Annotated in this window: 21 protein-coding genes; 7 read left to right on the plus strand and 14 right to left on the minus strand. The window is 38.6% G+C overall.

Features of this window, described 5'->3' with window-relative positions; all coding sequences use genetic code 11:
• The first annotated feature begins 182 nt into the window (after nt 1-182).
• The 4 genes from ACQKMH_RS13705 (at nt 183) to ACQKMH_RS13720 (ending at nt 2,966) form a co-directional block, all read left to right on the plus strand.
• A complete protein-coding gene (locus tag ACQKMH_RS13705; protein ID WP_427588040.1) occupies nt 183-761 on the plus strand; it encodes a CYTH domain-containing protein in 579 nt (192 codons plus the stop codon).
• 24 nt (nt 762-785) lie between these two features.
• The gene (locus ACQKMH_RS13710; protein WP_427588510.1) at nt 786-1,445 is read left to right on the plus strand and encodes a lytic transglycosylase domain-containing protein; all 660 of its coding nucleotides are present in this window, start codon (nt 786-788) and stop codon (nt 1,443-1,445) included.
• A 226-nt stretch (nt 1,446-1,671) separates the two neighbouring features.
• On the plus strand, nt 1,672-2,076 hold the full coding sequence (locus tag ACQKMH_RS13715; RefSeq protein WP_427588041.1) for a globin: 405 nt from the start codon (nt 1,672-1,674) through the stop codon (nt 2,074-2,076).
• The gene (locus tag ACQKMH_RS13720) at nt 2,073-2,966 is read left to right on the plus strand and encodes a ClpXP adapter SpxH family protein (RefSeq protein ID WP_427588043.1); all 894 of its coding nucleotides are present in this window, start codon (nt 2,073-2,075) and stop codon (nt 2,964-2,966) included. The genes ACQKMH_RS13715 and ACQKMH_RS13720 overlap by 4 nt, the downstream gene beginning before the upstream one ends.
• Nucleotides 2,967-4,040: 1,074 nt before the next feature.
• Here the strand turns inward: ACQKMH_RS13720 and pepF are convergent.
• The 6 genes from pepF to ACQKMH_RS13750 form a co-directional block, all read right to left on the minus strand.
• On the minus strand, nt 4,041-5,858 hold the full coding sequence (pepF, locus tag ACQKMH_RS13725) for an oligoendopeptidase F (protein WP_427588045.1): 1,818 nt from the start codon (nt 5,856-5,858) through the stop codon (nt 4,041-4,043).
• A gap of 168 nt (nt 5,859-6,026) precedes the next feature.
• Nucleotides 6,027-7,256, minus strand: a complete 1,230-nt coding sequence (locus ACQKMH_RS13730; protein WP_427588046.1) for a competence protein CoiA — start codon at nt 7,254-7,256, stop codon at nt 6,027-6,029.
• 100 nt (nt 7,257-7,356) lie between these two features.
• The gene (gene cls, locus ACQKMH_RS13735; RefSeq protein ID WP_427588048.1) at nt 7,357-8,865 is read right to left on the minus strand and encodes a cardiolipin synthase; all 1,509 of its coding nucleotides are present in this window, start codon (nt 8,863-8,865) and stop codon (nt 7,357-7,359) included.
• Nucleotides 8,866-8,980: 115 nt separating this feature from the next.
• The gene (gene mecA, locus ACQKMH_RS13740; protein WP_427588050.1) at nt 8,981-9,649 is read right to left on the minus strand and encodes an adaptor protein MecA; all 669 of its coding nucleotides are present in this window, start codon (nt 9,647-9,649) and stop codon (nt 8,981-8,983) included.
• A gap of 492 nt (nt 9,650-10,141) precedes the next feature.
• Nucleotides 10,142-10,537, minus strand: coding sequence for a transcriptional regulator SpxA (gene spxA, locus ACQKMH_RS13745; protein WP_034314502.1), 396 nt, complete (start codon nt 10,535-10,537; stop codon nt 10,142-10,144).
• A gap of 559 nt (nt 10,538-11,096) precedes the next feature.
• On the minus strand, nt 11,097-11,678 hold the full coding sequence (locus tag ACQKMH_RS13750; protein WP_427588051.1) for a GNAT family N-acetyltransferase: 582 nt from the start codon (nt 11,676-11,678) through the stop codon (nt 11,097-11,099).
• A 99-nt stretch (nt 11,679-11,777) separates the two neighbouring features.
• Here ACQKMH_RS13750 and ACQKMH_RS13755 point away from each other — a divergent pair, with 99 nt between their 5' ends.
• A complete protein-coding gene (locus ACQKMH_RS13755) occupies nt 11,778-11,966 on the plus strand; it encodes a hypothetical protein (RefSeq protein WP_427588053.1) in 189 nt (62 codons plus the stop codon).
• Between the two features lie 53 nt (nt 11,967-12,019).
• Here the strand turns inward: ACQKMH_RS13755 and ACQKMH_RS13760 are convergent, their stop codons facing one another.
• The 3 genes from ACQKMH_RS13760 to ACQKMH_RS13770 form a co-directional block, all read right to left on the minus strand.
• Nucleotides 12,020-13,165, minus strand: coding sequence for a putative glycoside hydrolase (locus tag ACQKMH_RS13760; RefSeq protein ID WP_427588511.1), 1,146 nt, complete (start codon nt 13,163-13,165; stop codon nt 12,020-12,022).
• A 470-nt stretch (nt 13,166-13,635) separates the two neighbouring features.
• The gene (locus ACQKMH_RS13765; RefSeq protein WP_427588054.1) at nt 13,636-14,514 is read right to left on the minus strand and encodes a DMT family transporter; all 879 of its coding nucleotides are present in this window, start codon (nt 14,512-14,514) and stop codon (nt 13,636-13,638) included.
• Nucleotides 14,515-14,576: 62 nt separating this feature from the next.
• On the minus strand, nt 14,577-15,389 hold the full coding sequence (locus ACQKMH_RS13770; protein WP_427588055.1) for a TrmB family transcriptional regulator: 813 nt from the start codon (nt 15,387-15,389) through the stop codon (nt 14,577-14,579).
• Between the two features lie 489 nt (nt 15,390-15,878).
• Between ACQKMH_RS13770 and trpS the strand changes: the two genes are divergently transcribed.
• The gene (gene trpS / locus ACQKMH_RS13775; RefSeq protein ID WP_427588057.1) at nt 15,879-16,865 is read left to right on the plus strand and encodes a tryptophan--tRNA ligase; all 987 of its coding nucleotides are present in this window, start codon (nt 15,879-15,881) and stop codon (nt 16,863-16,865) included.
• A 61-nt stretch (nt 16,866-16,926) separates the two neighbouring features.
• Here trpS and ACQKMH_RS13780 read toward each other — a convergent pair whose 3' ends face one another.
• From ACQKMH_RS13780 to ACQKMH_RS13795, 4 genes are all read right to left on the minus strand, one after another.
• On the minus strand, nt 16,927-17,682 hold the full coding sequence (locus ACQKMH_RS13780; protein WP_427588512.1) for a YjbA family protein: 756 nt from the start codon (nt 17,680-17,682) through the stop codon (nt 16,927-16,929).
• A 108-nt stretch (nt 17,683-17,790) separates the two neighbouring features.
• The gene (locus ACQKMH_RS13785) at nt 17,791-18,561 is read right to left on the minus strand and encodes a DUF2268 domain-containing protein (protein WP_427588058.1); all 771 of its coding nucleotides are present in this window, start codon (nt 18,559-18,561) and stop codon (nt 17,791-17,793) included.
• Nucleotides 18,562-18,906: 345 nt separating this feature from the next.
• Nucleotides 18,907-20,145 carry a beta-ketoacyl-ACP synthase II gene (fabF, locus tag ACQKMH_RS13790; protein ID WP_427588060.1) on the minus strand — a complete coding sequence of 413 codons (1,239 nt, stop codon included), beginning with the start codon at nt 20,143-20,145 and terminating at the stop codon, nt 18,907-18,909.
• A gap of 49 nt (nt 20,146-20,194) precedes the next feature.
• Nucleotides 20,195-21,130, minus strand: a complete 936-nt coding sequence (locus tag ACQKMH_RS13795; protein ID WP_427588061.1) for a beta-ketoacyl-ACP synthase III — start codon at nt 21,128-21,130, stop codon at nt 20,195-20,197.
• 202 nt (nt 21,131-21,332) lie between these two features.
• On the opposite strand from ACQKMH_RS13795, the gene ACQKMH_RS13800 reads away from it, so the two are divergent.
• Nucleotides 21,333-21,581 carry a hypothetical protein gene (locus ACQKMH_RS13800; RefSeq protein WP_427588063.1) on the plus strand — a complete coding sequence of 83 codons (249 nt, stop codon included), beginning with the start codon at nt 21,333-21,335 and terminating at the stop codon, nt 21,579-21,581.
• Nucleotides 21,582-21,621: 40 nt separating this feature from the next.
• Here ACQKMH_RS13800 and ACQKMH_RS13805 read toward each other — a convergent pair whose 3' ends face one another.
• Nucleotides 21,622-21,804: a ComZ family protein gene (locus ACQKMH_RS13805; RefSeq protein WP_034314525.1), complete on the minus strand. Its 183-nt coding sequence runs from the start codon at nt 21,802-21,804 to the stop codon at nt 21,622-21,624.
• Nucleotides 21,805-21,953 lie beyond the last annotated feature (149 nt).

The raw sequence follows: 21,953 nt of genomic DNA on the forward strand, positions 1-21,953 counted from the left end.
TATGTATGATATCCTCTTTAAACAATAATCACTTCACGTGATCAACGTTTATATTTTATCATAACCTGCAATTGATTCCTAAATATTCAAGTACAATAGTAAAAAATTATTGCATTCGATTTGACAGCTGGTAAGGTTCTTATATGATTAACCTAAGAGAACCGTCAGAAAGGAAGGAACACATGGACCAGCACATTGAAATAGAATATAAAAACCTATTAAACGAAAATGAATTTCGTCAACTGATTGATTATTTTCAAATCGATGTCTCGAGCTTTGCATCACAGAAAAATCATTATTTCGATACAGTGGAATTCCATCTGAAAAATCAGAACTCTGCCCTTAGGATCAGGGAAAAAAATGGGCATTTCGAGCTGACTTTAAAGCAGCCTGCGAGTGAAGGATTATTGGAAACGAATCAAGATATCACTGAAGAAACCGCTCATGCGTTTCTGAATCATAACACTTTCCCGGATGGCATGATCCAACATCTTATCCTCGAAAGCGGAATCAATCCTAAAGACTTTACCTGTTTTGGGACCCTACAGACGGACCGGTTTGAATTTCCATATGAAATGGGTTTACTTGTTTTGGATCATAGTTCGTATGTGAATCAGGAAGACTTTGAGCTTGAATATGAAGTGACGGACGCAAAAGCTGGAAAAAAAATTTTCCAGACTCTCCTTGAAACCCTTCAAATTCCAGAAAGAGAAACCGAAAATAAAGTTAAGAGGTTTTTTCGTGCCAAATTCCAGGGCTAATCCTGCTTGAACCCATTTTCGGAGGTGGAGAGTTTGAAAATCCAAGATTTCAAAACATTTATGGAGTTGCAGGCCATTCAGCAATTTACAAACGGAAACATCACAAATACTCATTCATCCCGTTCCATTTTCCAGGACATGCTGTCGGAACTGGTTTCGGGTGATAGTCTTGAAGGTACATCGCAGACATTGGGTTCCTTATTAACCAATGTGGAAACGGAAGCGAGGAACATACTCCAATCCAGCAACCTAACATCCATCAATCCGATAGCCACTGCCCATACTAACCATGAGACTAGCGAATCCGGCACAAATTACGATGAAATCATCAGCAAGGCGGCCACCTTATATAATCTCCCGGAAAAATTGATCAAGTCGGTCATTAAACAAGAATCGAACTTTGACCCAAATGCTACCAGTTATGCTGGTGCAACAGGGCTTATGCAGATAATGCCGGCAACGGCAAGGAGCCTTGGAGTGGATGATCTCACAGATCCAGAACAAAACATCATGGGCGGGAGTAAATATTTAAGTCAAATGATGGCCCGTTATGATGGGGACATCCAAATCGCCCTGGCTGCATATAATGCAGGACCAGGAAATGTAGACAAATATAACGGCATTCCCCCCTTTAAAGAAACACAGAATTATGTTCAAAAAGTGTATGGCACATTTTCAAGCTAACGAAAGCTGACCCTGTTATTTTAGATGGGTCAGTTTTTTCATTTATTTTTCACGACCCAACAGGAAAAAAGCATCGCCCCCCCAAAAAAGCGGCCTTTGTAGACCATTCCCCTGTGTCATACTACAGATGTAAAATTTTCTTCAAGCTATATATTTGTTATATCAGTACGTCATTGATAAAATATGAATAAATATCAACCATCTTTCTTTAAAAGGAGTAATCAACATGATGCAAGGGAACCCTACACCATATGAATTAATTGGAGAAGGGCAATTACACAGGTTAATTGATTTGTTTTACTCCAACGTTAGTCAACACCCGGATCTGCAGCCGATATTCCCTGACGATTTAACAGAAACGGTCCGTAAGCAAAAACAATTTATGACTCAATATTTAGGTGGTCCCTCTTTATATACTGAAGAACATGGCCATCCTATGTTGCGGGCTCGACATATACCTTTTGAAATTACACCAGAACGTGCGAAAGCATGGCTATCATGCATGTATCAAGCTATGGACGAAGTGGGCCTTGAGGGTGAAATTAGGGAATTTTTCTATCACCGCCTTTATTTGACGGCACAACATATGATCAATTCATCCGGTACGGACGGGAAAGGAGAAGACAGTTGAGCGCACATAAACCAGTTTTCAATGTTTCAGATTGGATCAAAACGCAGCATTGCTATGATATAGGAAAAAAGCCAATTGAAATTTATGTTTTTATTGATCCGCTTTGTCCCGAGTGCTGGGGCTTAGAACCCATTATTCGAAAATTACAGATAGAATATGGCCAATTATTCAGTTTACGCCATGTTTTAAGCGGTAAAATCGATTCTCTTAATATGGGGAAAAATAAAAATTATGAAAACCTTGCTCAAGTTTGGGAAAAGACAGCCAGCCGCTCAGGAATGTCCTGTGACGGAAGCCTTTGGTCTGAAAACCCAATCTCTTCTCCATATACAGCTTCCATCGCAATTAAAGCAGCAGAATTGCAGGGCCGTAAATTGGCCATTCGCTTTTTAAGACAGCTACAAGAATATGTATTCATTGGGAAAAAGGATATTTCCAATATCGAGGTCTTGACCGAGTGTGCCAAATCGGTTGGATTGGATGTGGAGGAATTCCTTTATGACATCAATTCTTCAAGTGCAGCCAAGGGTTTTCAATGTGACATGAAAATCACAAATGAAATGGAAGTGACGGAAATACCTTCCCTTGTCTTTTTCAATCAAAATATTGAAGAAGAAGGAATAAAAGTTTCCGGTGTCTATTCTTACGAGGTATATGTTCAAATTTTAGAAGATATGCTGAATGGTCTTCCCGCCCCTGCAAAACCACCCTCCCTAGAAGAGTTTTTAAGCTGTTTCAAACTAGTGGCCACTAAGGAAATCGAAACGGTTTACAATATGAACAAGAATAACGTCGAGTTGGAAATGAAGAAACTTGTTTTAAAACAGGTGGCAGAGAAAATTCCGGCTAAATACGGGACGTTTTGGAGATATACAAAGAACCAGTCATGAAAATGACTGGTTTCAAACTGTAGACAAACTCGCTTTCCGCCGGTTGTCCACCCTCGGCCTACGCCTGCCGGGTCTCCCTTAGACATGCTTTTCCCTCTGGAGTCACGCACACCCATTCTATTCAACCTTGTTATAAATTTAGATAGAACTTCATATGCCTACAGTCTTTTTTATTTAAACTTTTTGTTATATTAAAAGGGAAAAACCATGCAAATCAAACGATTGCATGGTTTTTTATATGAAATAAGGGGAAGGGAGAAATTTTCACGATCAAACAAAGGGGTATAAGTTTGTTTGTGATTCACTTCACAATTAATAATATAACAGTAACCTTTTTATGTTTCAACTATATGTGCAACTTTTCACAAATTGTTCACAAAATAATTTTTAAATCTTGCATTTACCTTGTCAATACTAGCAAACCCGATTACTTTTCGATTTGGCTCTAGATGATTTTCGGTAAAGAATGGTTATGTTAATTTGTGAAAACTATCACAATTCTATTCAATTGATCATCTACATATTTTTTCTTCTCTTGCTTATTCAGCCTCATTTTATACCGTTTGCCTATCATCCAATGAAAAAAACCTCGGCAAATCGCGAAATTTGCTGAGGTTTTCATCAATTTATACGAACAAAGGGGATGGGAGAAATTTCACGACGATCAAACAAAGGGGTATATGTTTGGGATGTGATAACTTCTATATCTGTACTATAGCAGATTACACACATTAATTGCAAGAACTTTGTGCGTCATTTCACATTATTGTCATATTCTTAGAATACTGCTTATTCTAGCACATAAAATCTAATAAAGAAGCTTTTATCTATTATCACTTATCAGGTTGGAGGTGACCAAATTGAAAGCCATTATATTACTCATACTCTTGTTAGGGTCGCTATTCGTCCAGCTACTCGGAATCATGCAACTCATTCCCCTTTACTTTACCTCACCCATTTTATTTTTCGTTTTCTTCATTATTCTTAACAGTTTAAATCAAAGAAATCGCTTTAAAGGATTATAGAGGACCTCCCCAAAAAAGGACCCGAAACTTTTCGGGTCCCTTTCACATCCTATTTATTCAAAAGTTCTTCCAACTCATTTAATTTTTCCTCGAATACATTCATTGCTTCTTGTACAGGCTCTGCTTTTGTCATATCGACGCCAGCCTTTTTGAGTACTTCAATCGGATAATCGGAACTTCCTGATTTCAAGAACTCCAGATACCTTTTGACAGCAGGCTCTCCTTCTTCAAGGATTTGCTTACTTAATGCTGTAGCTGCACTGATTCCAGTCGCATATTGATAAACGTAGTAATTATAGTAGAAATGTGGAATACGAGCCCATTCCAATCCGATTTCCTCATCAATGGTCACATTTTCGCCAAAGTATTTTTTATTCAGCTCATAATATTCCTTCGTAAGCATATCAGCTGTCAAGGCTTCCCCACTTTGTGCTTTTAAATGAATGGTATGCTCAAATTCCGCAAACATCGTTTGGCGGAACAATGTTCCGCGGAAACCTTCTAAATAATGATTCAATAAATAAATCCGTTTCTTTTCATCTTCAATCGTATTTAACAAATAATCATTCAATAAGTTTTCATTACAGGTCGATGCAACTTCCGCTACAAAAATCGAGTAATTCCCATATGGGTATGGCTGATATTTACGTGTATAGTAGCTATGGACTGAATGCCCAAACTCATGAACGAGCGTGAATAAGTTATTGACGTTATTCTGCCAGTTCATTAAAATATAAGGATTCGTCCCGTATGTACCTGAAGAATAGGCACCGCTTCGTTTCCCTTTGTTTTCATGTACATCGACCCAACGATTTTCAAATCCTTCTTTTAAAACATTCAAATAGTCCTCCCCGAGCGGAGCAAGACCCTTAAGAACATAATCTTTCGCCTCTTCATATGTTACTTCCATCTTCACTTCCTTTACAAGCGGAGTGAATAAATCATACATATGAAGTTCATCTAGTTCGAGTACTTTCTTACGTAATTCAAGATAACGGTGCAGTAACGGCAAATTGTCATTAACCGTTTTAACGAGATTATCGTATACGCTCTCAGGAATGTTATTGTTACTTAGAGCAGCTTGGCGTGCTGAATCATACTTACGAACTGTCGCATTGAAATTATGATTCTTCACCTCACCTGACAGCGTTGAGGCAAATGTATTGCGGAACTCTCCATACTTGCTGTATACCCCTTTAAAAGCGTCCTCACGTACACGGCGATCTTCACTTTCAAGAAAACGGATATACCTTCCATGAGTTATTTCCACTTCATTTCCCTCTTCATCCTTGATGGTAGGGAATTTCAAATCGGCATTGTTTAGCATACCGAACGTATTGCCTGAAGCATCGAGCACTTCTGATGCTTGTGCCAATAATTCTTCCTGCTCAGCAGATAAGATATGGGGCCTCTGAAGACTAATCTCCTCTAATGAATGTTTATATAAACTCAATTCTTCTTTTTCTTCCAAAAACCCTTCAACTTTGCTTTCATCAATACTCAACAGTTCCGGAACCATATAAGAAAACGCCGCTGCTGCCTGGGCGTATAAAGCTTTTGCCCGATCTTCCATCCCTTGATAAAAAGAATTGGTTGTATCTTGGTCATTGCGCATATGTGAATAAGAATAAACTTTCCCTAGATTCTCAAATACTTCATCTTGTAGTTGCAGGGCCGCAAATAACTTTTCTGCGCTTTCACCCAACGTCCCTTTATGCGCCTCCGCTTTCTTGAGATCTTCTTTTACTGCTTTAAAGGCAGCTTCCCAATCTTCCTCGGTCGCGAAGATATCTTCCAGTCTCCATGTATCTTCAGCAGCAATTTCACTTCTCGAGGGTAAAGTATTCACTTTTGTTTCCTGTGCCATAAAATATTCCTCTCCATTCCATAGAAAACTCGCCAGTCAGCTACTCATCGTTAAAACGGATTGAATGCTGCAATCTTCATACGGCGTTCATGCTTTCTTAGTTTGTAAATCCTCGTTCTTATTACTATTTCTCCATTGACAAAAATAATCCTGCCAATTCACCTGAATTCAAGATGAACCTGAGATGTTATCCCTGATTATACGGATATTCCCCTTTTCTATCGTTGTCTTATGCTCATTATAAAAAATTCTTTCCATCATTTGTCCTTCATCACTGTTGGAGGGTAGAGATAAACGTTTTTCAACTTTAAATACCTCCTCTTCCGCCTTTAATATGTAACCCATTTCCTCTAAAAGCTGGATATATTGCCCTACAGGATACACCATCGGCTTTTCATGAAGCAATGGCAGCGCTCTGAGCTTTATATCCCCGTTTTTTGCCCGCTTCTTAAAAAACCGGATTATATCATCCATAGAAATCTTTTCCCCAGGTTTTTTCTCTCGAAACACATCCATGTAAAACCATGCCTGCCATTCTATCGCGGGAGTCTCGATTAAAAGCATCCCTCTGACTGGTACCCCTATTTCAATGGGTATTGTCGCCGGTGTAATATGATGTAAATAAAGCCCTTTAAAAAAAGGGTCGCTTCTACGTGCAGCTTTCACACGGTGGAGGCACCAAACCTTTCGCTTATATCTCCAAAGAGGCAGAAAAGGGAAACGGGAGCTTTTTTTGGGGGTTAATCGGTTAGGGGTGAGAAGCTTTAAAGAAGCGGATGTCAATTCGGCAAAGACGACTCTAGGGGAAAAAGGTGTGAGGTTCTTCAAAACGGATAATCGATCAGTTTCTGGACAATACATCCAAAGAAACGGATGATGGCAACTGCCGGTGACAAAGAGCCACTGAAAGCCGGATAGACGGAATTCATGCATATTTTTCCTTTTTAAGCTTTTTGCAGCAAGGATCCAAATCGGCTTGATGCCAACGCTTTGATAGGCTCTTGTCCGTTCAATGAATTCATTCTCCGGGATAACTGAGCATTGAAATTCTATCGCAAACCGATAACCTCCTATCGTAGCTAAGATATCTGCCCTTTTCTTTATTTGGGGCAGGTAAGCCTCTAAATCGACTTGATAATCGTGTGATAAAAACCACTGATACAATTTTCTTTTTCCCATTAAATGATAAGCGGATTCCGGTTCTGAAGAAGCACGGCACGAAGAATTACTTTTATGGGCGAAATGCGGGATTCTGACATTTCCGGCTTTGATGGACATTTCCGTCTTGCAACATGGGCAGTAATAATCCCCTGACTTTCTCCATTTTGCAAGCACGTTTGCAGGCATCTTTTCAGGTAAGGTGATCCAAGTCCCATCTTTCTTTATCGCAGTTAGCATATATCTCCTCCTCAACCAATACATTCGTTTGTACCGCTATGAATCCCTTTTAATTCGCAAAAAAAAATGCCTTATCGGCAAATAGTAGAGTTTGTTACAATTAAAGAAGGGGTGAAAGTAATCGGCAAGTGGACTCCAGTACTTTCAAACCGATATTCCGCTTGGAAAATGCATCAATCTCCACTTCTTGGGATACCTTTATATCTTCCAAAAAATCATTCACCAGCTGTTGGGTACTATCCGTTCCGTAGAGAAAGGCATTGACTTCGAAATTCAAATGAAAGCTTCTCATATCCATATTGGTTGTCCCAATTGAAGCCAGTCGGTCATCAACGATGATGATTTTGCTATGCATGAAGCCTTCATTATATTGGAAAATACGAACTCCCGAAGCGAGCATTTCGGAGAAATAGGTTCTCGAAGCATGGAATACAATACGCTTATCGGGGTTCTTTGGAACGAGCAGCCTGACATCCAAACCACTTAAAGCCGCCACCTTCAATGCTTGAAAGATATCGTCATCAGGAACGAAGTAGGGAGAGGCAATCCAGACAGACTTTTCAGCTGAAGTAATCATCTTAAAAAAAATGTTCTTAATGATCGTCCACTCACTATCCGGTCCGCCACCAATCAATTGTACTCCGCCATGCTCATGATGAAGCTGGCTGCCAGTCAAGAGATACTCATCCGTTAAAAAGCTATGATTGGTGCTATAATACCAATCCTGCAAAAATATAAGTTGTAAAGTCCTGACTGCTTCCCCCTTTACGATAAGGTGTGTATCACGCCAAGACCCGAATTTCGGATCATGTCCCAAGTATTCATCTCCAATATTGAGGCCTCCCATGAAACCGACGGAGCCGTCAATCACAATTATTTTCCGGTGGTTACGAAAGTTGAATTTATTATTTAATAACGGGAGATGCAACGGACCAAAGGCGACCATTTCGACCCCAGCATTCTTCAGTTCATTGATATAGGCGCGAGCCAACTTCCAAGAACCAACCGCATCATAAAGAAAACGGATTTCTACCCCTTCTCTTGCTTTTTGTTTCAGGACTTCCTTTAACACACCGCCGATCCGGTCATCCCTAACGATATAATACTCTAAATGGATATGATGTCTGGCTTTTTTTATTTCTTCGATGATATTGAAAAATGTCTCGTCTCCATTTCTTAAAATTCGGGTTTCGGTTGTAAATGAAATAGGGCTATTTCCTAGCCTGTTCGCAAGAGCGAATAACAGTTGTGAGTTCTCGTCCATTTCCTTCATCCGATCATCATGTTCCAATTCGCCGCTTACTTTCACGAATCTTTGCTTATCCAAAAAGTACTTCTTGCGAAATATCCTTTCTTTCCGGAAATTGCGGCCAAACAAAAAGTAAAATATTAAACCGATGAAAGGGAAAGCACCAAAAACAACAAGCCACGTTATGGTCTGGATGGGATCTCGATTTTCCAGGAAAATCACAAACCCAGTTATCGCCAAGAAAAGGGTCAATATAAGGCTGGAATAAAACATTAGCCCGCCATTGACTTCATTTGTAATAAAATACCAAGGACCGACCAACAAGAGAAAAAGCAGACTGATGCCAACTATATTCTTCACCTAGACTACCTCCAATTAACAACACAGGGAGACAGGAAAAAAAACTCCCTGCCTAAGGTAAACATATTCATTCTAGGGCGAAAGGGCCGATTTCTACTGAAATCGGCCCCAACAGTTAAGCGAAATATTTATCGACCGTTGCGAATACATCATTTTCTATAACTATTTTTCCGTACTCTTCAAGCATGTGCACCGTTATCGGTGACTCTTGACTATATTCCAATAAAAGACTTAGAACATTATCGATTTCTTCCTCGTCAATTTCCGCTTCGGAAAATTCGATATAAAGATAATACTTATTTTGATAAACATAAAGCTTTGTCGTCCAGTCATCCAAGCCATGACGCTTGCTTAATGAAATGACATCTTCAAAATCCTCGAAAGTCGTAATGAACTCAATCATACCATCTTCGAATGTCATTCCGCTTTCTTCATCCTTACCATGAAAATGTTGATCAAGAAGTGTATCCATCTTATCTGATACATTCAAATCCTTTAACTTATCATCCGAAAGAGGCAGCTCGAGTTTCTGACCATCTTTGGCAAGCTGAGCTTTTGTGACCAAAACTTCCAAGCCTTTTTCAAGAGCTTGAACCTGAATCCATAAAGGTCCTTCAATCATGAATTCTTCTTCTTGGTGCACCTCATCCATCATTTCCCAAAAAAGTTCCTCACTTCTCTCACGACTGTACCAAATCTCTTCGCGATCGAAGCCTCTTTCCTCAATATCTATATAGGAAATATAAAATTTAACTGTATCGTCATTAATGCGTTCGATTTCCATGATTCCCCTCTCCCTTCCTTTCTCATTTTGAAGGGATAATAACCCCCAAGCGAAAATTGCTCTTAAAAGCTCTTTACCCGTAAGTGAATACTGTAAATCATGTTAGTCATAAAAACAGACTATTTTACATCATTTTATGACAAAACCTTGAAGAAGGGAAATAAAAAACATTACTTATCTAAAAAACAATTGTTTGCCTAATATTCCATTCATTCTATAAAAAAATTCATCCGCATGCAACTATCACAGTGCTTTCTTTACATTTAATCGAACTACCGTTTATGCCTTATTATATACACAGCATGATGTATTACATTCTTCTTTTATCTTTTAATGATGCTGACTATAGGATATTCCCGGAAATCCCACACATCAGCTTTTGCCTATGAAATCGGACATGTTTCGGATTTTAACGTTTCCATCAGGCGAAAAAAGCGGTTATGTATAAAGAAAAAGCTCTGCACAATTCCTGGCAGAGCTTGAAAGACCTTATTAGTTGACCATACGTTGTGCTTCTCGTAACTGGAAAGTACGAACTTTACGTGGTAAAAAGCGTCTTATCTCATCTTCGTTATAACCCACTTGAAGCCGTTTCTCGTCAAGGATAATTGGACGTCTCAACAGACCTGGATTTTCCTTGATCAATTTATATAATTCTTGAAGAGGCAGGCTCTCTAAATTTACGTTTAACTTTTGGAAAGTTTTTGACCGTGTTGAAATGATTTCATCGGTTCCATCTTCTGTCATTCGAAGAATTTCTTTAATTTCATCAATCGTTAACGGTTCTGAAAAAATGTTTCTTTCTTTATATCCAATCTCATGTTCCTCTAACCATGCTTTTGCTTTTCTGCATGAAGTACAACTAGGTGATGTATATAATGTTACCATGTTTACTCACACTCCCTAAATATAGAATCGGTGATCTATGAGGGGAAATCTACTATTAGTATTCATAAGTACCACTCTAATTTGAAATAATTTTAATTAAGTATTTCATATTCCTTATTATACACTAATTTATTTAAAATGAATACCCTTTTTGAAATTTGAAAAAATCCTTTAAAACTTCTTGTTTAGCCTGTACTATAGCTATTTCATTTTTTTATGTAATACATTAAAACCACTTTTTCTAATTGAAAATACCTAGCTACCATTCTCATTTAACTCTCAATCGGCCCTCATATTATTTTTATTAGTTCGTTACTTTTATTTACCCCCCATTCCTTGTCAATAAACAAGATCATGTAAATATATTTTCTTTAACAAAATGCAAATTCCTTCTTTTACAAGAAAAACCATTCTTTTAGCACATATAATCCCAAAAGTAAAAGTGGTAATTGGAGTGAATCGTTAATAAGTGGAACAATCTACCTTGCAAGAATTTAAAGATATTCATTTGCCGAAAAAAATGCACAAAAAGGGCCGGTGAAACAACCGACCCTTTTCCTTAAATTTGCACCTCTTTAAAAATATCCGTTTCCTGACCTGCATTCAAGCTTAGTACATCCTCTACATCTTGATATGATTTCCCATAAAGATCATCATCTTTGTAAGTATGGATTTCAGAATAAATCTCTTTCATGAAGTCAAAAACGTCTTCTTCATCAACAGATGGATTTGCCGGCCAATATAAGATTTCCATGGGAGTATTCTCCTTGGTGGCAAGCGATTTTCTGCTGTAGGAAATTGAAGAGGCATGCTGGAAACCTTCCCTTTTATAAAATTTCAGCCTTTTAATTGTATCATCATCGTGTTCTTGTACTGGTTCCACTTCCAGCAAGATCGTTTTCTGCTTTTTTTGCAATTTTTGAATCAATTTCCTTCCTAGTCCCTGCCCCCTTGATTGCTTGGATACAAATAGATAATCAACGAATATAAACTCTTCCCCTTCAACATACAATAAAACATGGTCTGGACCTTCATCCTTTTTATATATTTCCTGCTTATCTTCTAAAAGAACTTCTATATGCTCTTTGGATTTCATTTCTTCAATGGGGAAATACTGATTTAATTTTTCATACCAATTCATTATTTAATCTCCTCTTTTACCAGTTTATACTTTCCAGAATTTTGCTTTTCCACTACAATAGTACTTAAACAACATGAAAATATTATTAGGAGGGTTTTGATGATCAATTACTTTACGGACTTTATTTTAGTCGCGGTTTGCGTTATAGGCATTACGGCTGTTAATGGCGTAGTGACGAATGGCATCGGCGAAAAATGGTTTGGCGGGAAACGTCACTCCCATATTTTTGATCAATCGAAACGAATTCAGTCAGGGTGGAATCAAGTTGGCGGGAATAAAAAGCGGTAATTCAGAAAGAAATTGGATGACCGAAAGGCATCTCCCTTACGGTCATCTATCTTTCATGGGGTATAATCGACTCCTCTTGTATATCGATTGGCTGCATTCCATAATAAATACTCATCTATCCCATTATCATTTAACGCTTTTATTTGGGCTTCCACTTCTTCCTTACCATACTTTTGGTAATTTCCCTCTCCTAAATACGAAGCAGTGAAATCTTGAAGCCAGGGTCTGGAAGTAGGTGGCGTTTTTAATTCCTTCAGCTTCCCATTCTCCAATTTCGCATATTCCTTAACAAGATCATATGGTTCCAAGTCTGGTTTATCGATGCCAAAATAAGATGTCCAATGACTTGGATAGATCATTGAGGAAATTACATCTACATTCTCTGAGATTTTAGTGAAGTTTTGGCCAATCCCGGGAGCTTCAGGCAATGTAGCCGCATATCCAAAAATATCAACTGACACATCCACCCCGTAAGGCTTCAGTTGTTTCTTCGCATAACTTACGAAATCAGTCACTGCCTGAACCCTTTTAGCTGAATGACTTACTTTCGCTTCATCATATTCACCCATATCATATTTCAAATCGTCTTCTTTATTTTCGAACCCTTCTGGAAACCTGACATAGTCAAATTGAATTTCTTTAAAACCCACCTTTGCCGCTTCGATGGCAATGCCAACATTATAATCCCACACCTCTTTTAAGAATGGGTTAACGAAGGCTTCCCCACGACCATTTTTCCATACTTTTTCACCATTTAAATATGACAATTCAGGCTTCTCTTTAGCCAGAAGGGAGTCTTTAAAGACAACCACCCTTGCTATCGGATAAATGTGTTTATCCTCAAGTTTTTTCAGCATTGCCTTTGGATTTTTTATGTAGTCTTTACCAATCCCAGCATATGGGGAATCAGGATCTTCGGTCTTATACGTAATGTTCCCAAAGTCATCCTTGATATCGATGACCATAGCATTCAAATCGGTTTCATCTACATATTTAATAAGTTCGTTCATTTTATTGCCACCCGCTGCGGGCGCGGTCACATATATTCCCCGCACCGCATCCGGATAGTCGAATTTTAACCCCGATTCAAAAACAAACCGCGGTGCACTCACTGGCAGTTCTTTATTTTCTAATGCTACCTGCCTAGTTTCGTTCATGCTCTGTGCATGAACAGGCTGTTGAACCAGGAATATGCACATACCTGTCATCAGCCATTTACTCATTGGTTTCATATCCTCCACCCCATTCGCCATCAGTCATCCATATTCAACAATATAATAGACCCCTTTCTTTAATACCACAACCATTTAACTTTACTCCTATATATTATAAATAATTAAAAAACCTGCCTTACAAAATTTCAACTTTAAGAATACGTTCAACACTCCTGTATTCCCTTGTGTTTATCCTTCCCTAAAATGGTCTGCTCATTGTGAAATATGTTAATCGGTTTGATTTTCCTTGAACCACTCATTTCATCCATATCACAAAAAAAACGGAAAATCCGTTCTATTGTGTAACTTTTTAATTATTTCGCACTTTTTTTGTACATATTTTGTGTGAATGGAAAAAAGGGTCACATAAACATACCTAAGTTTCTGGATTAGATACCCATATTTTGGCATGACATTTCATACCTCAAACTTCATGATAAGTTTAAGCGAACAATTTACGTTTTCTCTAAAATTCTTTCATCTTTTGGAGAATAACTGATCCCAACAAACACTAGAAAAATTCCGAGTAGCTGATAGACATCAGGATGGTAGTTCAAAATCGTAACATCCAGTAAGATTGCGATTATCGGATCAATAAAGACTAAAATAGCAATTGTTTGAGCCTTTAATTCCCGTAAACTGCTGAAAAACAAATAAAACACAAATCCTGTATGAATAAATCCTGTAACAAGTATATAAAGCCAATTCTCAAAGGTAAGATGCACAAAATTTGACCATTCAACTAACGGAATCAATAATAAAACACCCAGAGTCGTTTGAATAACGGTTGTTAACAACGGGCTAAGTATTTGAATTCCCTTTCCCATGATTGAAGTAAGTGCATAGAAGAATGCTGCTGCAAACGCCCATAAAACACCAGTGGATAAAAATCCGGTCATCGTTGTATGTTGATGAATTCCGCCGACTAACAATGTTCCCAAAAAGCAAACAAAGAAAAAGACCAATCCCATTTTTGTTATTTTCTCTTTAAAAATAACGGATCCTAAGAGAAGTACAATAACGGGTGCTAAATGATAAATCGATACAGCCACAGTAATAGGCATTACCTCTAAAGAACGGAAGAAAAACACCCAATTTATGATAAGGAATAAACCGCATAATAAGGCAAGTAAATACTCCTTTCGAGGAATGGAAATTTTTCCTATTCCTTGTGTTTTTAAAGTACTCCCTCCCCATATTGTTCCTAAAAGAATACTTGCACATAGGCAACGTACAAAAACTAGTTCAATCGATTGCAGACCTGTTTTTTCTGAAAATAGACCTACTGAACCGAATATGGCCATGGAGATGGCAAACTTTAATTTGGCAAACATTTAACCCCCCCTAAGTGGTTATTATTATAACTACTATTATTTTTTGTGATAAAAAAACAGCTTTATTTTAGGCTGTTTTTTCCTGTCATTACATGAATTAAATCTTCTCGCGCTTTCCATAACTCATCTAGTTTTTCAGGACCGAATGCATTTGTAATTTCTTCTACCATAATGTCGTGCCTAATATATTCAGTAGCAATTAGGACGAGAGCAGGATCTGTTGACTTCACAGCCCACTCAGAACCTCTATCGCTAAATTTAGCAATCAGCGCTTCTTCCTCATCTCGAACAAGAATAGTCAAATATCCGCCCATTCGTTTGCTCACAATGTCTGGGGCCATGTAGTTATGATGGTAGGTATGACCCAATGTCTCATTCTCAGCTCCAAATAAAACCGTGAAAATCGATATCGAGCCTTCTTTCTCTCTCACAGCCTTTTCAATATCTTTTACCGCAGGAGCCCAAATTGATAGCCAAATCTCTTTTTCTGCGGATCGAATCATCGAGACCATTTCTTGAACAATATGCTCGTACTCGACAATTCTCGTAACGACGTCAATTTTTTGATCACTTTCTAAAACTGTAAGAGATGATTCTAACAATTCAAATGACATATTCATCTCTTCTTTAAGACGAGAAAGCAATTGTTTTGGATCAACGGGTTTATAGACAATCGGATCGGAGGGAACAGTATGAATTGCTCCTTTATCAAGCAATTTACCCAATACCTCATAAATCATTGACCTCGGGACGCCAGAACGTTTACTTAGTTCATAGCCAGTGATGGCGGGTGATTTCAATAGACCAATGTAGGCCTTACACTCGTATTTAGAAAATCCATGCTTTTGCAATTCGATAATCGCCTTGTCTTCCATAAACTCACCTTCTTAGCAGTTAATGTACTAACTACTATAGATTATTCATTCCCAAAAGTCTACAATAACCCACATGGTCTAGTCTTAACAAAACCAATTAGAAACAGGTTCAAAAAAGACTGAGCCAATCAAAGCAAAATGAAGAAACCCCGTTAAACTTCTAATGTAAAGGTAGCTGGGTTTAAAACTTGGATGACCAAATTAACACTTAAAAGAAAACTTACGGTTCCATTGGCTTGATTGCCGTTTCGATTATACATTTAATATGAATAAATGCTAAAATACAGATATAGTGGACAATTCGAATTCTCAAAAATGTCATCGATACAGGACAAAACGGCCCTCCACAAGATTTAAATGAGCGTTTCCTATCATGGGAGCACCGCACATTTCTTTCAAAGAAAGTGGATTCATTTTCTATTTATCCTTACAATAATGAAGAACGAATATCCATTTATCAATAAACGCAATTAGAGGAGTGACTAGCAGTTGAAAAGGATTTTCTCCGGCATTCAGCCATCCGGTTCCGTTACATTAGGAAATTACATCGGAGCCATGAAACAATTCGTTAACTTACAAAATGAATATGAGTGTTTTTTTTGTATAGTTGACCAGCATGCAATTACAGTTCCACAAGATCGCCTAAAGCTAAGGAAAAGCATTAAATCATTAGCCGCTTTATATTTGGCCATTGGTCTTGATCCTGAAAAAAATACCATCTTCATTCAATCAGAAGTACCTGCCCATGCTCAGGCAGGCTGGATTTTACAAAGTATATCCTACATTGGTGAGCTTGAGAGAATGACACAATTCAAAGACAAATCCGCTGGCAAAGAAGGAGTATCTGCAGCACTTCTTACATACCCGCCGCTGATGGCTGCCGACATCCTCCTTTACAGTACAGATGTTGTTCCTGTCGGGGAAGATCAAAGACAGCACCTTGAATTGACACGAGATTTGGCTGAAAGATTCAATAAAAAGCACAACGACATTTTCAAAATCCCGGAAATCAGCCTTCCTAAAGAGGGGGCACGTATCATGTCCCTTCAAGAACCAACCAAGAAAATGAGTAAATCAGATCCTAACAAAAAGGCGACGATTGCCCTATTGGATGATCCGAAGCAAATTGAAAAAAACATCAAGAGCGCAGTAACCGATTCTGAAGGTATTGTCCGTTACGATAAGGAAAACAAGGCCGGTGTTTCCAACTTGATGTCGATATACTCCATCTTCAGTGGAAAAAGCTATTCAGAAATAGAAGAGATGTATGAAGGGAAAGGGTACGGCGACTTTAAAAGTGATTTGGCTGAAGTGGTCCTAGGAGAAATCCTCCCAATCCAGGAACGCTATAATGAATTGATCGATTCGCCTGAATTGGATGAAATTCTTGACCATGGTGCAGAAAAAGCGAACAAGGAAGCCAATAAAATGATCAGAAAAATGTATAATGGCATGGGACTTGGCAGAAAGAGATAAAAGAAAAAGACGATCCTCATCGGATCGTCTTTTCTTTTGTTCATTCAAATTTTCATTTCCACTATAATATCGATGGACTATCGCCAGCCTCCACTTGCCAAAGCTTTTCAAAAAAAGGCTGGCCCTTCACCAAGTTTTCACAAAGTTGAAGGTGCTTCTCTGACCAGCCTTCCTTCATTTCTTCATATAACTCAAGCCAAGCTATTTGAAAATCCATTTCTTGAATGCTCTCATATTTTTCAGGAGCCCACTCAGTATACCAATAGCGAATTTCAGCGGTGTTTTTCGCCGTAAATAACTGGTCCATGGCCATGAATAGTAATTGCTTCAACTGTCTTTCTTTTCTTGTCAACCCATTCATGAATAAGGGAGACGGCGATAAAATATGATATTCTTTCTCAGATGCAGGTTTTTCAGTAAAGGTGTAATCCATCTCATCCTGGTTTTCAATCATGTCGTAAACAATTTGCTCCTGCCGGGGAATTATTCTGCTTTTCCTAATCGGAATATGATAACCTATCGTATCAACAGCCAGAATTCCATTTCCATCAGTAACGATAAAACAATAGTCAAGCTGAATTCGTTCATGATTTTTCCTTGCATATGCTTTTTGATACACATCATTTAGCAATGGCTTAGGTAATTCCGATAAGTCGTTTTCTATGTAGTGGAACAATGTTGATGACACTTTCAACAAAGGAACTTGATCTAGTAGTTCAATCCCATCATCCTTCCTCCATTCATGAAAATGACAAATATTATAGCCGTTTTCTTCTCCTTCAAACCAGTTAACCCATACATCATGAAGATATAGCATCATTCATCCCTCACTTAAACAAATTTCTGTTTGTCACTCAGTATAGGCAGGAACCAGACAATTTATTCCTATTCTAGAAAACAGATTAAGAAAAAAAGAACGTATATATTAGTTCTTTTTTGATAAGAATTCTTCAGATTGAATGATGAATGATTTTTTCACGGAGAGCTTTTCAAAGTTCTTCACCAAGTAATAGCCACTACAGTATCCCAGCATATATGGAAACCCTTTCGTTCCAAGCAGAAGAACATCATGTTGAGGATCTGTACGCTTTATCATGTGCTTTTCTTCTAGATGCTTGCTCCAAAATTCCCGCAGTTTATCTTCCTGATATAACTTAGTCCATTTCGCTAAGTAATTAGCTCCTAAATATTTCTCCACTGTTCTTTCAGCCAGTCCTTCCATGATCATCGTATCAAGAAGTGTAAATTCTTTTTGTTCTTTTTTCAAAAGATGCAGGCGGCAAACATGATGATATTCATGAATCAATAGCGCTTCCATTTCCTTTTCAGCTATCCCCTTATCATAAAAAAGGAATAGTTTATCTTTAAATGCCAACCCTGACTTCGTTTCAACCGTTTTCTTCCACATACCTGAAGACATGAGCGGAAAAATATATATGGGAACATCAGGACCTCCCCATAGCTTTTTATAAGAAGTAAACAGGCTTTGTGTTTTTTTCCAAACATTATTTTCTTTTAAGTCTTCCCAAGTGAGTTTCGTTTTTTGATTTGGCGAATACATGCCGTGCTTCAATAAGTGTTGATAGATCATACCCGCATCAAGCGTATAGTTGAATGTACCTTTGAGTCTTTCCATCATCTTGATCGGACGGTTGAAATCTTCCTTCAACCATTCATTTGTTGAAATAACTCCCAATTCCCATACACCCCCGCTCCTTTTGACTATCGTATGATTAATAAAAGGCGGTTGACACATATTATTTCCTTGTATGTTTTCCACACAAAAAGAGCAGATCCCTGAAGAATCTGCTCTCAGACTGCAGGCAAACTCGATAATAATGGAGTTTGACTACAGTTTTTTGAGGATGGTAGTTAATTTCCATTCCATGCACTCGCTTTGTGCCTGCGGGGCCACCCTTCCCCATATTCCCACAGGAGTCTCGTACACCCGTTCCAATCTACTTTGATTTAACAGTTAGATAGAACCCCCTTTCATCTACACAAAAAGAGCAGATTCCAAAAGAATCTGCTCTCCCTTTAATTATTGATATTTCTTGAAAAGAATGGTTGCGTTATGTCCACCGAATCCAAGTGAATTGCTGATGGCGGCACTGATTTCCAATTTTCTTGCTTGATTCGGAACATAGTCCAAATCACACTCAGGGTCTGGTGTTTCAATATTGATGGTAGGAGGCAGAATACTGTCCCTGATTGCTTGAATCGTGAATATAGCTTCTACTCCACCTGCTGCACCTAACATATGGCCAGTCATGGACTTAGTAGAGCTTATTGCAAGTTTATAAGCATGGTCGCCAAAGACTTCTTTGACTGCCATCGTTTCATATTTATCATTGTAAGGTGTACTTGTTCCATGGGCATTTACATATTGGATTTCTTCCGGGCTCAAGCCTGCATCCTCAATGGCAATTTTCATTGCTCTTGCCCCTCCTTCTCCACCAGGAGCCGGAGCCGTAATATGGAAGGCATCCCCAGTTGAGCCATAACCAGCTATTTCCGCATAAATCTTTGCTCCTCTGTTCAATGCATGTTCCAAATCTTCGAGAACGATAATTCCCGCTCCTTCTCCAATTACGAATCCATCACGATTCACATCAAAAGGACGGCTCGCAGTCTGAGGATCAGGATTAGTCGATAAAGCCGTATTTGCACAGAAGCCTGCAACCGACATTTTTGTGATTGGTGCTTCTGCTCCACCTGTGATCATCACATCGGCATCGCCCCGCTGAATCGCTTTAAACGCATCACCAATTGAATTTGTTCCTGTTGCGCAGGCTGTTACAGTACATGAATTTATTCCTTTAGCACCAAGTAAGATAGATACTTGGCCAGCTGCCATGTCCGGAATCATCATTGGTACGAAAAATGGGCTCACCCGCTTATACCCTTTGTTTAAAAAGTTTTCATGTTGTGTCTCAAGTGTCTCAAGCCCACCGATACCAGACCCGATCCAGACTCCGACACGAGCAGCATTTTCATCAGTTATCTCCAGTTTACTATCATTATATGCCATTACAGATGCAGCAATTGCATAATGAGTAAAACGATCCATCTTGCGTGCATCTTTACGGTTGATATATGTCTCAATATCAAAGTCCTTTATTTCAGCTGCCACTTTAACGGGATATTCTTCGGCATTCAAGCGTGTTAATGGCCCTACCCCCGATTTTCCCTCGATTATATTCTTCCATCCAGTTTCTGCATCATTACCAACTGGGGAAATTGCTCCAATACCTGTTACAACTACACGGCGATTAGTCATTAGAAATGGCTCCTTTCTATTTTAAAGCTCGTACTTTTTTCTTCTTCTTTTATTTACCCCATCTTAGAGCGATTGCTCCCCAAGTGAGACCTCCACCAAAACCAACCATGATGATTAGGTCATTGTCCTTGACTCTTCCTGCTTCCATTTCTTCCACTAGGGCAATAGGAATCGACGCTGAAGAGGTATTTCCATATTTATGAACCGTTTTTGTCATTTTTTCAATCGGCAGACCTAAACGTTCTCTTGAAGCTTCCATAATCCGAATGTTCGCTTGATGTGGTACAAGTAAATCCACATCTTCTTTCGTCAATCCGGCTTTATCAAGTACACTCAGGCTGGATTCCCCCATCTGACGGACAGCAAATTTAAAAACTTCACGTCCATTCATATGAATAAAATCTCCATCCTGTAATAAGTGCTGTCCACCAGTTCCATCTGCCCCTAATTCGAAGGAAAGGATCCCTTTACCTTCCGCAACAGGGCCAAGTACAGCTGCACCTGCTCCATCACCAAAGAGAACAGCAGTATTGCGGTCTTCCCAATTGGTTATTCTTGATAGCTTTTCGACACCGACTATCAACACATGCTTATATGCACCTGTCTGAATAAATTGCTGTGCGGTGATCATTGCATACATAAAGCCAGCACATGCCGCACTTACATCCATTGCAGCAGCCTTCTTTGCTCCCAATTTCTCTTGAATCATACAAGAGACAGTAGGAAACGACTGATCCGGTGTCACAGTAGCTACAAGAATTAAATCTATTTCTTCCGCTGAAATTTCCGCATTTTCCAATGCAGCTTTTGCAGCTTCATAAGCCATATCGGAAGTATTTATTTCATCATTGGCAATTCTTCTTTCCTCGATACCTGTTCTAGTACGAATCCACTCGTCAGAAGTGTCCATAATTTTCTCTAAATCCGCATTTGTAACGATTTTATCGGGTAAGTAGCGGCCAAGACCTAATATTCCAGCATTCATTTTGCCATCCCCTTATATTTTAATGAGTTATTATAAGCATCTATTATTACCTGGTACTAATTTTATATAAAAAAACACCTCCTTGCAAGAGCTAACAATTTTAAAGTCTAAAAGAATCTGTTTCCCAAGTTGGACAAGTGCCTATGCCAATGGGATTTTAGGGACATACATTATTATTAAATGAGAAAAGGGGGAGATTAGCGTGGACATCTTCAATCGCAACAACAATCAGAGAAGCCAGGATGATCATTTTTCGAATTTGATGTTTGGCAAGAAAGAGGAACTTGAATTTGAACTTGAACCTGAGCCTGCGAATGAGGATTCGCAGGTTGATTACATTCAATTGATGCAGAGCGTTGAAACATTAATGGGCTTATACGGTCAATACAAACCGGCCATCGATAAAATGAATCTGAACCCATTAATTTCCAAGTTCTTGAAGAAAGGATAAAAAATGAGGCTGCCCGTTTACCTGGACAGCCTACCTTTAATTAACGCTGCGCATCTTGTTTCCCTAGCTCATAAGCTTCTTGCATAACGCTTTTAAACAGCTCCATGAATGGCTCTGCCATCTCCATCGAGAATGGAATCCCGCTCGCTTCAAGCTTTGCTTTAGCTTCAGGGAAGTACTTCATAGCGATTCCCATAAATTCAAGCGTTTTATCTGAACTCATTTTTCGTTTCCCCCTATCTATTTGAATTTTCATCAATTGATTTAAGTGGAACCCAAAGAAATCTCCATTCCATCATAATTGTCCATGGCCCTTTCGTAAAGGCCGTAATCATAAAATAATGAATATCAATTGATGTTCATTCCTATCCT

Origin of the sequence: Peribacillus sp. NPDC097895 (assembly GCF_050277555.1) — a bacterium.
Classification (GTDB): domain Bacteria; phylum Bacillota; class Bacilli; order Bacillales; family DSM-1321; genus Peribacillus.

Excerpts from the sequence above, each read along its gene's own strand:
- pepF (WP_427588045.1), bottom strand. The coding sequence starts at position 5,858 with ATGGCACAGGAAACAAAAGTGAATACTTTACCCTCGAGAAGTGAAATT.
- fabF (WP_427588060.1), bottom strand. The coding sequence starts at position 20,145 with ATGACTAATCGCCGTGTAGTTGTAACAGGTATTGGAGCAATTTCCCCA.
- ACQKMH_RS13750 (WP_427588051.1), bottom strand. The coding sequence starts at position 11,678 with ATGAATTGGTATGAAAAATTAAATCAGTATTTCCCCATTGAAGAAATG.
- ACQKMH_RS13805 (WP_034314525.1), bottom strand. The coding sequence starts at position 21,804 with ATGAGTTCAGATAAAACGCTTGAATTTATGGGAATCGCTATGAAGTAC.
- spxA (WP_034314502.1), bottom strand. The coding sequence starts at position 10,537 with ATGGTAACATTATATACATCACCTAGTTGTACTTCATGCAGAAAAGCA.
- ACQKMH_RS13705 (WP_427588040.1), top strand. The coding sequence starts at position 183 with ATGGACCAGCACATTGAAATAGAATATAAAAACCTATTAAACGAAAAT.
- ACQKMH_RS13770 (WP_427588055.1), bottom strand. The coding sequence starts at position 15,389 with ATGGAAGACAAGGCGATTATCGAATTGCAAAAGCATGGATTTTCTAAA.
- ACQKMH_RS13730 (WP_427588046.1), bottom strand. The coding sequence starts at position 7,256 with ATGCTAACTGCGATAAAGAAAGATGGGACTTGGATCACCTTACCTGAA.
- ACQKMH_RS13780 (WP_427588512.1), bottom strand. The coding sequence starts at position 17,682 with ATGCTATATCTTCATGATGTATGGGTTAACTGGTTTGAAGGAGAAGAA.
- mecA (WP_427588050.1), bottom strand. The coding sequence starts at position 9,649 with ATGGAAATCGAACGCATTAATGACGATACAGTTAAATTTTATATTTCC.
- ACQKMH_RS13795 (WP_427588061.1), bottom strand. The coding sequence starts at position 21,130 with ATGAATGCTGGAATATTAGGTCTTGGCCGCTACTTACCCGATAAAATC.
- ACQKMH_RS13715 (WP_427588041.1), top strand. The coding sequence starts at position 1,672 with ATGATGCAAGGGAACCCTACACCATATGAATTAATTGGAGAAGGGCAA.
- ACQKMH_RS13760 (WP_427588511.1), bottom strand. The coding sequence starts at position 13,165 with ATGTGCATATTCCTGGTTCAACAGCCTGTTCATGCACAGAGCATGAAC.
- ACQKMH_RS13755 (WP_427588053.1), top strand. The coding sequence starts at position 11,778 with ATGATCAATTACTTTACGGACTTTATTTTAGTCGCGGTTTGCGTTATA.
- ACQKMH_RS13765 (WP_427588054.1), bottom strand. The coding sequence starts at position 14,514 with ATGTTTGCCAAATTAAAGTTTGCCATCTCCATGGCCATATTCGGTTCA.